We start from the raw sequence: 13,419 nt of genomic DNA, 5'->3' as shown, positions 1-13,419 counted from the left end.
CTTCGTGACCCACGATCAAGAAGAAGCGATGATCATGTCTGACCGTATCTTCTTGATGAATAAAGGCGAGATCGTACAAGCGGGTACACCCGAAGAGATCTACACTCAACCTGCCAATGAATTCGTGGCGGGGTTCATGGGGCACTATAATTTGGTGCAAGCAAACCAAGCTAAGCAACTTTTCAACATTGAAACGGAATGGAAAGTGGCGATTCGACCGGAATCTATCTACGTGAAAGAGCAAGGTCGACAATATGGCGAGCATATCTCCGCGCCGAAAACGGGCACCATTCGTAACCACCAGCTCTTGGGTAACGTGATTCGCTACCAAGTGGACGTTGATGAGTGTGAATTAACGGTCGACCTACTCAACCGCTCCTCTGAACGACTGTTGGCAAACGGCAGCCAACTTGAACTCCTGTTTAACCTTTACGAAATTCAACCTGTGAGAGCCTAAGATGTTCAAACCTTTGTATGTATTTGATATGGATGAAACGCTGATCAATGCCGATGCAGCGATGCTCTGGAATGAGTTCTTGGTTGAAAAGGGCATTGCCACTGCGCCCAACTTTATTGAAGAAGATAAGCGCTTAATGGGCCTGTATTCGGAAGGCAAACTGAACATGGAAGATTACTTAACATTTTCCATGCAGCCGTTAGCCGATATGCCAACAGAGCAAGTCACCGCATTGGTGGAAGAGTGTGTTGAACAGCATATTTTGCCTAAACAGTTCAAGCAGTCGAAACCTTTGATTGAGCAGCTTGAGAATGATGATATTGATATGCTGATCATCTCTGCCAGCGTGACTTTCTTAGTGGAAGCGGTGGGTCGTAAGATTGGTATCGAGAATGCACTCGGTATTGATTTGATTGAAAACCAAGGTCGTTTCACGTCTCAGATCTCTGGTGTGCCAAGCTACCGTGAAGGCAAAGTGACGCGTTTAAAAGAATGGTTAGACAATCAAGAAACCAACTATTCAGATATACACTTTTATACGGATTCAATCAACGACTTACCTTTGTGTGAACACGCTGATTTTGCCTATCTGGTGAATCCGTGCCCGCGTTTGAAAGCACTGGCTGATCAACCGAATTGGTCGATTCTCAACTGGGATTAACGCGAACCTTATATTCGAATTAGGTTCTTTCTAGAACTCATCAAGCCGCTGACTACAGCGGCTTTTTTGCATCATCAGTCTAATATTCGATTTATCACCTTAGCTGACAAAAGTACGTATGTAACAATTCAATAACATCTATTGCTCTGCTGTAAATCAAACCACCATCTTTCAATCCCTTGATAGCACTCACTTTCCTGTTGTGAGGGTTTGTGTGTAACAATTATTTTACAAATTGACGGGGTTTCATTGAAATTGCCCATTTTCCTCCATCCATTTCATTATTTCCGCTTGTGGGCCAAATTTAATTAAGGACAAAAATCACGTAATACAAAACCAATAGGTACAAGGAGAAAGTTCATGGTGGATACATACAACCCGCTTGGCACGGATGGATTCGAGTTTGTTGAATACACGGCCGTTGACCACAAGGGAATTGAGCAACTTAAAGCACTGTTTGTGTCACTTGGTTTTGCTGAGGTCGCCAAGCATCGCTCAAAAGAGGCTTGGCTGTATCGACAAGGTGACATCAACTTCATCGTTAATGAACAGCCACACAGTCAAGCGGAAGCGTTCGCTAAAGTGCATGGGCCATCGGTCTGTGGCATGGCTTTTCGTGTCAACGAAGCGACAGCTGCAATGGAACAAGCGTTTAAGGGCGGTGGTGAAGAGTACAAAACAGAAATAGGGCCGATGGAGCTGAGTATTCCTGCCATTTACGGCATCGGTGAAAGCCTGCTCTATTTTGTGGATCGTTATGGCAAGCAGAGCATCTATGACGTCGATTTTCGATTCTATGACGATGCAGAGCAGCGCATGGCAGAAGCGAATGTTGGCTTGTATGAAATCGACCACCTCACGCACAACGTTAAGCAAGGCAATATGGATGTGTGGTCTGGGTTCTATGAGCGTCTTGGTAACTTCCGTGAGATTCGCTACTTCGACATTGAAGGCAAGCTGACAGGCCTTGTGAGCCGCGCCATGACCTCACCGTGCGGCAAGATTCGTATCCCTATCAATGAGTCTTCCGACGACAAATCACAAATCGAAGAGTTTATTCGCGAATACAACGGCGAGGGTATCCAACACATCGCACTCGCAACGGATGATATCTACAAAACCGTGAAGACTCTGCGTGATCGCGGTATGGACTTCATGCCAACCCCAGATACCTACTACGAGAAAGTTGACGATCGTGTGAAAGGCCACGGGGAAGACACCGATCTGCTGCGCGACCTGCGTGTTCTGATTGATGGCGCGCCGACCAAAGACGGCATCTTGCTGCAAATTTTCACGCAGACGGTAATCGGGCCTGTGTTCTTTGAAATCATTCAGCGTAAAGGCAATGAAGGCTTTGGCGAAGGCAACTTCAAGGCGCTGTTTGAATCGATTGAAGAGGACCAGATTCGTCGAGGAGTATTAGACGATGCATAAATGGATCTCGTTTCCTCATCGGGAGGGTGTGTGCTCTAAACAAGCGCACGCCGATTTTCCCGAAGAGGCAATTTATGAGCGAGAGGCGGGCCGAAGTGGTTTCTTCGGCCCTGCTGCTCACTTTCATCACCAACACGCCCCAACAGGTTGGTCGGAGTGGGAGGGCGATCTGCGCCCTCGCGCTTTTGATTTTACGCTGGTGGAAAAAGCCAGCCAGATAACCCCTTGGGCGGTGCCTCATCTTTTACACAATGCGGACTGCAAAATCCGCGTGTGGCGAATGGATGAGAAGATGGATTTCTTGGTGCGTAATTCTGATGGTGATGAGCTGCTGTTCATTCATCAAGGCAGCGCCGATCTCTATTGTGACTATGGTCATCTAGAGGTGAGTGAAGGGGATTACGTGATGATCCCGCGCTCGACCAACTGGCGTTTAGAGCCAAGCGAGCCGATGTTTATCTTGATGATTGAGAACACAGACGCGGCTTACTTCTTGCCAGAGAAAGGCATGGTCGGTAATCACGCGGTGTTTGATCCGGCGGTGCTCGACATCCCTTCAATCAACGATCAATTCCGCGCTCAGTATTCAGAAAGCCAGACTCAGGTTCAGGTAAAACGTCACGACAAAGTCAGTGTGATCACCTATCCGTTCAATCCATTGGATGCAATTGGCTGGCATGGCGACTTAGCGGTGGTGAAAGTGAATTGGCGAGATATCAGACCGCTGATGTCACATCGCTACCACTTGCCACCTTCTGCGCATACGACGTTTGTTGGCGCAGGCTTTGTGGTGTGCACCTTTGTACCGCGCCCGATTGAGAGCGATCCAGGTGCATTGAAAGTGCCGTTCTACCACAACAATGACGATTATGACGAAGTGCTGTTCTATCACGCAGGTGACTTCTTTAGCCGCGATAATATTGAAGCGGGTATGGTGACTTTCCACCCGGCGGGCTTCACTCATGGGCCTCATCCTAAAGCCTTTAAGGCTGGGCAAGCGCATAAGAAAAAGTTCACCGATGAAGTCGCGGTGATGATCGATACTCGCCATGCGCTGCAGTTCTCTGATGAACTCGATAGCGTTGAGAACAAAGAATATGTCTACAGTTGGCAAGACACGGGTTTTCAAGAGACAGGTTCTCAAACCATGGCTGACGATAAGAAGTAAGGGACAAGGATGAAATTAGCAACCAAGAAAAATGGCACTCGCGACGGTCTATTGATGGTCGTAAGTAAAGATCTTAAACAATGTGTAGCTGCCACCGAAATTTTCCATGCGATGCATCTAGCGCCAACCATGCAGGTGGCGTTGGATAACTGGGACAGCGTTGTTTCTCAGTTACAAGAGTTATACGCCTCGTTAAACAACGGGCATGTGACTGGTAGTGAAGTGTTTGCTTCTCAGTATTGTGAATCGCCTCTGCCAAGAGCTTATCAATGGGCAGACGGCAGCGCGTATGTAAACCACGTTGAGCTGGTGCGTAAGGCGCGTGGTGCTGAAATGCCAGAAAGCTTCTGGGTTGATCCACTGATGTATCAAGGCGGTTCAGATGCGTTTATCGGCCCTCGTGACAACATCGAATTTGCCAGTGACGAGTGGGGCATCGATTTCGAAGGAGAGGTAGCGATTGTCACCGGTGATGTACCAATGGGTGCCAGTGCTAAACAAGCGCACGATTCGATTCGCTTGTTGATGTTGGTCAACGATGTGTCTTTGCGTGGTTTGATTCCGGCAGAGCTAGCGAAAGGCTTTGGTTTCTTCCAGTCTAAGCCTTCTTCGGCGTTCTCCCCGGTCGCAGTCACACCTGACGAGCTTGGCGAACAGTGGAAAGGCAGCAAGGTACATTTACCGCTGATATCGACCTACAACGACCAGCCTTTTGGTTGTCCGAATGCCGGTATAGATATGACTTTCAATTTTGCAGAGTTGGTTGTGCATGCAGCTAAAACTCGACCATTATCGGCGGGCGCGATCATAGGTTCAGGCACGGTTTCTAATAAACAAGGCACTGACCATGGCACCTCGATTTCTGAAGGTGGTGTGGGATATTCATGTATTGCTGAAGTACGCATGATAGAGACGATTCGTGATGGTAAACCGTCGACTCAATTCATGTCGTTTGGTGACTCGATCAAGCTTGAGATGCTTGATGCGGCGGGTGATTCCATTTTTGGCGCGATAGACCAAAAAGTGAGCCAGTATCGAGCGATATAATCCACGTAATAGGATTTCTGTATGAGCGAGAGCATCGTGAACAAGAACATTATACTTTACGGTTACTGGCGCTCGTCCGCAGCCTATCGAGTGCGTATTGGATTGAACCTAAAGCAACTCAACTATGAGTCTAAATCGGTGCATTTGGTGCGTAATGGCGGCGAGCAACATGATCCACAATATCGCGATCTCAATGCCAGCCAATTAGTGCCAGTGCTGGTGGATGGTGAAGTTCAACTCAATCAGTCGCTGGCTATTCTTCAATATCTCGATGAACACTATTTGTGTGAGAGCAGCCCTGACACCTTGTTGATTCCAGAGCAAACACCACTGCGCTATCAAGCACTGGCGATGGCTCAGGACATTGCGATGGAAATTCACCCTCTTAATAACCTGCGCGTGTTGCAGTATTTGGAGCGAGAATTGTCGTGCGAGCAAGAGGCGAAAATGGATTGGCTTCACTATTGGATGAGCCAAGGCTTTTCAGCGTTAGAAGAGAAGCTTTCTAAGCATCGTCAAACACACGGTGATTCAGTTTATAGCCTTACCGGTTCACCATGTATTGTCGATATCTGCTTGGTGCCACAGGTGTATAACGCGCTGCGCTTTGGCGTTGATATGTCGCTGTTTCCGCTGATTAACTCAATTGTCGAAGCGTGTAATCAGTTGCCCGCTTTTATTGATGCGATGCCAGAGAACCAAGCGGATGCGAATGCACCGACGTGAACGTATTGAATTCTTTTCAATGAACTGGAAACGTTATTTGGATTAAATCACGTTATAATTACGATTTGGTATATTTAAAGATATTATGTATTCATTATTTTCAGGTTTAATTTCCAATTTTATGAATATTTATCTCATCTAGTATTAAACGGTCCGAATAAAATAAGCCTCATTATTATTAAATAAGAGGCCTGTTTAATGGATTTATATTAGTGATGGTTATCTCTCGATAACTTTAGTAATAAACAATACCTTCGCCTTTTGTAATCAGAGTACCAGCTTCATTGGTAATTATTTTATCTAAATCAAATAATGAACCAATCGCCGCATTACCCAATCCAGCTTCAACGAACTTACAAACGGCATCAATTTTTGGGCCCATAGAACCAGCAGGGAATGAAAATTCTGCTAAACCAGCAGGTGTTGCTTGCTTCATTTCTGCTTGGTCTTCTTTACCATAGTTACGGAAAATTGAACCATCGGTTAAGATAATAAATAGGTCAGCATGGATTTTTTCAGCCAGTAATTCAGCCGTAAGATCTTTGTCAATGACGCACTCTACGCCACTACTCTTACCTTGCTCAATACTCACGGGAACACCGCCGCCGCCACAAGCGATAACAAGGTTTTCTGTATCTAAAAGAGTTTCAATTTGCTGAATTTCAACAATGCTTTTTGGCATAGGAGAAGGTACAACGCGTCGGTAGTATTCGCCATCAGCTTTAAACTGCATTGTGCTTTGAGTCATTAACTCTTTAGCTCGTTGCTCTGTATATACAGGGCCAACAAATTTAGTCGGGTTAGCAAACGCAGGGTCTTTTTTGCATACTTCAGTTTGCGTGACTAGCGTCGCTACGTCTAATTCAGGATCAATGTTTCTTAGCTCTTGTTGTAACATGTAGCCCACCATGCCACAGGTTTGAGAGCCGAGCACATCCATTGGGTATGGGGTAGTCTCTGGCGAATATTCGCTATAAGCCGCGTTTTGTTCCATCAACAAACCTACTTGTGGGCCATTCCCATGAACGATAACAATCTCATGCTCGCGTGCGATCGCAGCAATACTCGCCGCTGATTTGATTATATTTTCACGTTGGTTCTCAGCCGTTAATGCTTGGCCTCTTGCTAAAAGAGCGTTACCGCCTAAAGCTAATACTATGCGCATGATAATGTCTCCGATCATTTAATAATGATTTTATTTATTTTATGTAGGGATTAACCGCTTGTTTCTAATTAAATTCAAGCTTATTAATAACAATGACTAGGTTTTTAATTACTCTTAAGTAATTAACATGCCGAGATAGTATGGGAAAATAACCGTCCTAAATGTGATAGCTATCAAATTATTATTTCACTAGAAATGGAGCTGTGGAAATGGGAGTTATTGCAATTCGATTAAATATCCATAAGCTGGGATACAATCCAGTGGTGGACTCTTTTTTCGTATAAATGATTCGTCTTTAGTGAATATTATCTCTGGCTATAAAATGATTAATTTTCAAATTTTGTTCTAAATATGACGTTCAGATCGCATTAAGATCTTTAGAAAAGGTACGGGGCCAAACTGATGAGAGGGTTCATGAGCTTAAATAGTGGCTTCGATTCGGTTTTCAATCGGCTGCCTTTACTCCAGATGTTATCTGACAGCCAAGTGAAAAGTGGAGATAGCTTGCTACGTTCTAGGCCTAATCGCTAAAGCGAAACAACGCGCTTTATCTCTTCCAAGACCTCGGCGTTAGCGATAGCCCCGAGGTTTTCTACACTCTTATCATTGATGACCTGTTTCACTGCTAGCTCCACAAGCTTGCCCGACCGTGTTTTTGGCACATCGCTGATCGCAAATATCTGGCTTGGCACATGCCTTGGTGAACAAGATGACTTGAGTTTACTCTTGATGGCGGCCAATAGCGTTTCATTTAGAATCACACCTTGCTGCAGTTGAACAAACAGCCATATCTGTTCGTTGCGGTCGATGTCCTTACCGACTGCGATAGAATCAACTATGCCGTCAATGGTGTTCACTTGTTGATAGATCTCAGCGGTACCAATTCGCACGCCACCAGGGTTGAGTGTGGTGTCGCCTCGCCCGTAGAACAGGTAGCCGCCATGTTCGCTCTGTGCGACTTCATCACCGTGATGCCACACGTTATCGAACTTGTCCCAGTAAGTGTTGTGGTAGCGCTCTCCGGTGTCATTCCAGAAGCCAACAGGGAAGTTGGGTAGGGAGTTTGTACACACCAGTTCGCCACGTTCTTGGTTGACCTTGTTGCCAGACGAATTGAACACTTTGATGTCGACGCCGAGCCCGGCCTGTTGGCATTCACCGCGATACACAGGGGAGATAGGGTTGCCTAAAACAAAGCAGCCACAAATATCCGTGCCGCCAGAAATGGACGCTAAATGCAGATCTTGTTTGATGTGTTTGTAGACGTAATCGAACTGCTCTGGGTAGAGTACAGAACCGGTCGAGCACAGTGTTCTTAATTTAGGAAGGTTGTGACTGTCGATCGGTGAGAGTTCCGCTTTCTCAATCGCTTCTAGGTACTTGGCTGAGGTGCCAAATGTCGATACATCAGCTCGCTGCGCTAAATCCCACAGAACGTTAGGTTGCGGATAAACCGGGCTGCCATCAAAGATGACCAAACAAGCCCCACTGGCGAGTGCAGAGACATGCCAGTTCCACATCATCCAACCACAAGTGGTGTAGTAGAACACGCGATCGTTTGGCTTAACATCGCAATGAAGTTGATGCTCTTTAAGGTGGTTGATGGTAGTGCCACCAACCGAGTGAACAATACACTTTGGCTTGCCTGTGGTGCCGGAAGAGTAGAGTACAAACAGAGGTTCATTGAATCCGACACGAGTAAATAGAAGAGGTTTGGGCTGATAGTGATTAATGATGTTGTGCCAGCTTTGGATCGACACATCATGTTCAACTTTGTTTTTCTTTAAATCGTTCTTCTCTAAATCGCTCTTCTCTAAATCACGAGTCGGTTTCAAATAACCGATCTCACAGACCTGTTTTAATTCGTTTAAGTGCTCGATTATTTCACGGTTCTTGTCCGTCATATCGAACGTTTTGCCATTGAAGGTATAACCGTTACAGGTGAACAGTATCTTAGGTTTCACCTGCCCAAATCGCTCAATCACACTCTCGACGCCAAAATCAGGCGAAGTCGATGTCCAAATCGCCCCCAAGCTAGTGGTTGCCAACATCGCAATTACGGTTTGAGGAAGATAAGGCGTATAAGCAGCAACCACATCACCTTGCTGAACACCACTATCAATAAGCCATTGTTGAACGCTAGAGACTTCCTCAACCAAGGTTTGCCATGTGTAGCTTTGTTGCTTGCCACGTTCATTCTCAAACCAAATCGCAAGCTCGTTTGGCAACGTTTTTGATGAATGCAGCAAGTTTTCGGCGTAATTCACTTGTGCATTCGGAAACCACACCGTATCGCGATTCGATTTAGGCTGCTGCCAGCGGCTCTCGCCTTGAGTTTTTATGAGCTCTCTTTGTGCGTTATCAATACTTTCCTGCGAGCCGACCATTCCACAAAACTGCCACACGTTCTGCCAAAACGACTCGGGATGTTCCACAGACCATTGATGAAGCTCCGCGTAGTTTTTCAATTCCCGCTCGAGTACGCCCTGCTGATCGAGGCTATCCATAAATCGGGTTACGTTGGCGTGTGCGATACGCTGGTCGCTAGGTTGCCAAATTGGCTTATTGCTCTCGTGCATTCCTTTACCTTTAACAAAAAGTTAACGATTTCAGTCTGGTATTTAGGTTTTACAAAGTCAAAAGATCAGCAAAATAAGGGGTTGTCGGAATTGTGTAAATAAAATGTTACACGATTGCCTGTTTCGAAAAATCGTGCAAATTGGCGGATATAAGGAGTCGAGATAGGCTTAAAGGGAGACATTCGAAAGGAGGTGTGTAATGACTCAATATCATTCTAAGCCCGTGAGCCAAGAGGGATGGGTTGAGTGGAGCCTCGAAGAAGACGCCATTTGGCACGACTTAGTGAAAAGGCAACTGGACGTCATTAATGACCGCGCATGCGATGCCTATTTACACGGTTTGACCCTGCTGGATCTGCCATTAGACAGAGTTCCCCAGCTTCCAGAGATAAATAAAGTGCTAATGGAAACAACGGGTTGGCAGGTACAGCCTGTGCCTGCGTTGATCGATTTCGACCGTTTCTTTGATTTACTCGCCAATAAGAAATTCCCAGTGGCGACATTTCTGAGAACACGAGACGAGTTCGATTACTTACAAGAACCTGATTTCTTTCATGAAATTTTCGGTCACTGTGCCATGCTCACCAATACCGATTTTGCGACATTCACTGAGCACTACGGAAAACTAGGCCAAGCAGCTACACCTAAACAGCGTGCGTATCTTGCCCGTTTGTATTGGTTTACGGTCGAGTTCGGTTTAGTAAAAGAAGGCGATAGGCTGAAAATCTATGGCGGTGGCATTCTTTCGTCTCCGGCGGAAACCATGTATGCGTTGGGAGGGGATTTGGCCGTTCGTGAGCGGTTCGATCTGCAAACGGTTTTAAGAACCCCTTATCGCATCGACATCATACAACCGAAATATTACGTGATTGATGAGCTGTCTGAGCTCTTCAAAATCAGTCAGGAAAACCTATTGCAGCAAGCTGATCTCGCGATAGACGAGGGATTACTACCACCACTTTTTGAACCTAAGGAACCAACACATGTTGAATGACCAAAAATGCGAAGCCTGCAGTATCGACGCGATTGCCCTAAGTAAAGACGAGCAACAGTCTTTACTGTTGGAGTTGTCTGATTGGCAGATCATCGAAAGAGACGGCATCCCACAACTTGAGAAGGTGTTTAAGTTTAAGAACTACAAACAAGCATGGGCATTCAGCAATAAAGTATCAGAGTTGGCAGAAGAAGAATTCCACCACCCTTCGATTTTATTGGAGTGGGGCAAAGTCACCGTCACTTGGTGGAGCCACTCAATCAAAGGCCTGCACAAGAATGACTTCATCTGCGCCTCACGCTGCGATGTGTTTGCGGTGAGTGAATAGTCCTTCTGGGCTGGGGAAGGGCTTCTCCAGCCTCAATGATTTGAATACCCCATTATTCGACTCATTTTATGATTTGAATAATGAGCTTAAACAGCTCATAATGTGATTTGAATAAGTGATACTTTCGCATCATGGGGCGTAATATGTGGATTTGGCAGCAAGATAATTGGCCAAACTTTGTTTGGGATAATCAGAGAATAGGCGTGAGGTTAAGAGAAGTACGGCTTAATCAGGGCATCCTATTAGGCAAGATAACCTCTCAATCCGCAGACCAAACGCAAACAATGCTCGATACTTTGCTAGCGAACATTGTCCACTCCAGTGCGATAGAGGGAGAAAAGCTAAATGCCTTCTCTGTTCGTTCTTCTTTAGCTAACAAACTTGGCGTGAGCGAAGAGCGACCTTTTCCTACGACAGAACAAACTGATGGCTTAGCCGAAATTATGTTGGATGCCGTGCAGAACCTCACTGAGCCATTAGCGCTTGATAGGATTTTGCATTGGCACGATAGGCTGTTTCCTCAAGGTTACACCATGTTTAACCCTGTAATCGGAGGTCAGCTAAGAGGTGATACTCCCATGCAAGTGGTATCGGGAAGAATTGACCGTCCGACCGTACATTTTGAAGCACCTAGCCGAGACATTCTTGATGCTGAGTTAGATGCGTTTATCACATGGTTCAATGATTCACTTACCGACGCTACACTCGATCCCTTACTTAGAGCTGCGATAACTCACCTTTGGTTTATCACCTTACACCCGTTAGATGATGGTAATGGTCGTATTACTCGATTGTTGACTGACTTGGCGTTAGCACAGGCCGAGCAGCAGTCGGTACGTTTCTATGCGATGTCGGTGGGGATTCTCGCTAACCGCAAGCATTACTACGAGATATTGGAGCGAACCCAGAAAGGTGGACTCGATATTAGCGAATGGTTGATGTGGTTCTTAGATACGTTAGACGAGACGTTTACAGGCGTTTTCGCTGAGGTTGATCAAACCGTTTATAAGACTAACTATTGGCGAAGTATCGACCAAACTAAGCTTACAACAGAACAAGTAAAAGTACTGAATAGGATGCTCGATGGTGATTTTTCTGAAGGTATCAATGCCAGCCACTATCAGAAAGTAGCAAAGGTGAGCAGTGCCACTGCAACACGTCATTTGAACGCTTTGATTGAGCATGGCTGCTTAGTCAAATCTGGTTCTGGCGGACGAAGCACGCGGTACTTATTACCAAAGTAAGTGATAGACGTTCGTGTCGCAAGTTGCCGATATTAATCTGAATATCGGCGACTGTTAGCGGCTTTTAGAGATAACTCTTTAGTGCGCAGATTTGTATTTTTTCCAATAATCAAAGCTGTTAAGTAATGCTAATTCGATACCTTTTCCATGGTATTTGTACGACACATAAAATCGTTCTATATAAGCGTAGAACTGAGGTGTATGCTGTGAAATTATTGATCTTTTTTGTGCGTGGACACTAACCATGAGGTAACCCACAACTGTCTTTTTCTTTGTTTCAGCGACAAAAAAATAGACATTTTTATTGTTCAGCTTCTCCTTGAGTAATGACTCCGTGAAAAGTAAATCAATGATTCTTAACTTACTTAAGTTGTAGTCACTTAAACTGTATTTGTTCCTATCTTTATTCGAATGACTAATATTACTGTGGCTGCCGGTTAATTGTTCGTGACACAAAGCATTGATAGAGAATAGATCGTTGAGAGTCGCTTTTCTAATTAACACCTTAAATCTCCTTTTTCTACGGTTATTCTTCTGACGCAAAACGTCTAAGATGCTAAGTAACTGATTAGAATAACCACTAGTAATTAAACTTAATTTATTGGCAGATAGACGTTTTTGTATGTTCGTAATATTCATCCGCGCGCTGTTTTAGTGCTTGGATTAAAGCACTTGGCAAGTTCCTTTCTTTTATCCAATGTTCAAATACTTCTATTGATTGAAATGTTCCAGACGAGATTAGATTGGAGTGTTGAGCTAGGTGATTTAACCAGTAAAGTGTTTGCAGAGCTTCCAGTGGATTTTTGGGGAGTTGTAGCTTTCCTTTTCTGACTTGTCCCTTGATATAAGGCTTCGCTGAATCGTCAAAAACTCTGCTGTTGTGTTCGGATTCGGAAAGTGGGTCTGGATTAATCAGCATTGAGCTATATCGTACGTAGAGTAGGTATTCCTGTTCTACTTGATCAAGCTCGTTGAAAGAATCGATTTTATCCTTAGGAATTGTCGTTTCATGTACTCGGTGATGTTCATCATTTAACAACAGCAACAGGTTAATTGGTTGAGCTGAGTAATGTTCAAGTAGGCGAGACACTGACTTCCAATGAAGCAGTAAATTCCGAATCAAACCTATGGTGATTGGCCCTTCTGGGTACAGCTTATACATGTACTTAACTTCGTCTTCATTAGACAAAATATGATCTAATGCAAACGTATTGATAAAAAAAACAGGGTGTACATAAGTAGCAATATTTCTGCCTTCCACACTGAACGGGTTATCTAAAGGGATGACTTGCACATCAACCTTTTCTAAGGCGTTTCGCAAGGCGTTCAATAAAACATCATTGGATTCGGATAGGTAAAGGTAAACCCTTTTTTTTACTGTTTTGGTTATGACGGTAAGCGGGTGTTTCTGCGTTGGGTTAGAGGTAAAATAAGAGGTCGCAAAATAGTTAGAGAATAGGATTATATTTGGAGATGCTCCTATCTTTTTTAACATCCCTTTTAAAATAAGACATCCACTGTAGTGGTCAACAAATTCCGGACACTGACTTAAGCCGATTTTCGGCATTTACTGGCGACAGCCCATCATTTGCTTGATGAGGCCGTTGCCGATTATA

At 44.8% G+C, this 13,419-nt stretch carries 12 protein-coding genes and 2 pseudogenes; 9 read left to right on the top strand and 5 right to left on the bottom strand.

Annotated features, from left to right (window positions below; genetic code table 11):
* Positions 1-457 (top strand): TOBE domain-containing protein (locus AACR09_RS12265; RefSeq protein ID WP_228010560.1); only part of this gene is annotated, 457 nt, incomplete at its 5' end.
* Between the two features lies 1 nt (position 458).
* Positions 459-1,118, top strand: coding sequence for an HAD family hydrolase (locus AACR09_RS12260; RefSeq protein ID WP_017091954.1), 660 nt, complete (start codon positions 459-461; stop codon positions 1,116-1,118).
* A 94-nt stretch (positions 1,119-1,212) separates the two neighbouring features.
* Here the strand turns inward: AACR09_RS12260 and AACR09_RS12255 are convergent.
* A pseudogene (locus tag AACR09_RS12255) lies at positions 1,213-1,395 on the bottom strand (hypothetical protein).
* 83 nt (positions 1,396-1,478) lie between these two features.
* Here AACR09_RS12255 and hppD point away from each other — a divergent pair.
* From hppD to maiA, 4 genes are read left to right on the top strand one after another with little or no spacing between them, the layout of a single operon-like run.
* On the top strand, positions 1,479-2,552 hold the full coding sequence (gene hppD, locus AACR09_RS12250) for a 4-hydroxyphenylpyruvate dioxygenase (protein ID WP_017091952.1): 1,074 nt from the start codon (positions 1,479-1,481) through the stop codon (positions 2,550-2,552).
* Positions 2,545-3,720, top strand: a complete 1,176-nt coding sequence (locus AACR09_RS12245) for a homogentisate 1,2-dioxygenase (RefSeq protein ID WP_193835061.1) — start codon at positions 2,545-2,547, stop codon at positions 3,718-3,720. Before hppD ends, AACR09_RS12245 begins: the two co-directional genes overlap by 8 nt.
* Positions 3,721-3,729: 9 nt before the next feature.
* Entirely contained in the window at positions 3,730-4,767 is a 1,038-nt protein-coding gene (locus AACR09_RS12240) for a fumarylacetoacetate hydrolase family protein (protein WP_193835060.1), read from the top strand.
* Between the two features lie 21 nt (positions 4,768-4,788).
* The gene (gene maiA / locus AACR09_RS12235) at positions 4,789-5,493 is read left to right on the top strand and encodes a maleylacetoacetate isomerase (protein WP_193835059.1); all 705 of its coding nucleotides are present in this window, start codon (positions 4,789-4,791) and stop codon (positions 5,491-5,493) included.
* Between the two features lie 235 nt (positions 5,494-5,728).
* Here the strand turns inward: maiA and AACR09_RS12230 are convergent, their stop codons facing one another.
* Together AACR09_RS12230 and AACR09_RS12225 are read right to left on the bottom strand one after the other, a co-directional pair.
* Complete coding sequence (locus tag AACR09_RS12230; protein ID WP_193835058.1) at positions 5,729-6,658, bottom strand: carbamate kinase; 930 nt, start codon at positions 6,656-6,658, stop codon at positions 5,729-5,731.
* 527 nt (positions 6,659-7,185) lie between these two features.
* Complete coding sequence (locus AACR09_RS12225; RefSeq protein WP_193835057.1) at positions 7,186-9,237, bottom strand: acetoacetate--CoA ligase; 2,052 nt, start codon at positions 9,235-9,237, stop codon at positions 7,186-7,188.
* A gap of 199 nt (positions 9,238-9,436) precedes the next feature.
* Here AACR09_RS12225 and phhA point away from each other — a divergent pair, with 199 nt between their 5' ends.
* The 3 genes from phhA (at position 9,437) to AACR09_RS12210 (ending at position 11,803) form a co-directional block, all read left to right on the top strand.
* Entirely contained in the window at positions 9,437-10,231 is a 795-nt protein-coding gene (gene phhA, locus AACR09_RS12220) for a phenylalanine 4-monooxygenase (protein WP_102312193.1), read from the top strand.
* The gene (locus AACR09_RS12215) at positions 10,221-10,559 is read left to right on the top strand and encodes a 4a-hydroxytetrahydrobiopterin dehydratase (protein ID WP_193835056.1); all 339 of its coding nucleotides are present in this window, start codon (positions 10,221-10,223) and stop codon (positions 10,557-10,559) included. The genes phhA and AACR09_RS12215 overlap by 11 nt, the downstream gene beginning before the upstream one ends.
* Positions 10,560-10,702: 143 nt before the next feature.
* Positions 10,703-11,803, top strand: a complete 1,101-nt coding sequence (locus AACR09_RS12210) for a Fic family protein (protein WP_102454008.1) — start codon at positions 10,703-10,705, stop codon at positions 11,801-11,803.
* 78 nt (positions 11,804-11,881) lie between these two features.
* Here AACR09_RS12210 and AACR09_RS12205 read toward each other — a convergent pair whose 3' ends face one another.
* Together AACR09_RS12205 and AACR09_RS12200 are read right to left on the bottom strand one after the other, a co-directional pair.
* Positions 11,882-12,307, bottom strand: coding sequence for a GNAT family N-acetyltransferase (locus AACR09_RS12205; RefSeq protein ID WP_017082921.1), 426 nt, complete (start codon positions 12,305-12,307; stop codon positions 11,882-11,884).
* 94 nt (positions 12,308-12,401) lie between these two features.
* Positions 12,402-13,319 (bottom strand): annotated as a pseudogene (locus tag AACR09_RS12200) (opine metallophore biosynthesis dehydrogenase); the annotation flags it as partial.
* Positions 13,320-13,419: the final 100 nt, after the last annotated feature.

Origin of the sequence: Vibrio sp. OPT20, assembly GCF_963889365.1 — a bacterium.
GTDB lineage: Bacteria > Pseudomonadota > Gammaproteobacteria > Enterobacterales > Vibrionaceae > Vibrio > Vibrio splendidus.
The sequence above is the reverse complement of the archived record's forward strand: the minus strand, read 5'-3'. Positions and strand labels throughout refer to the sequence as shown.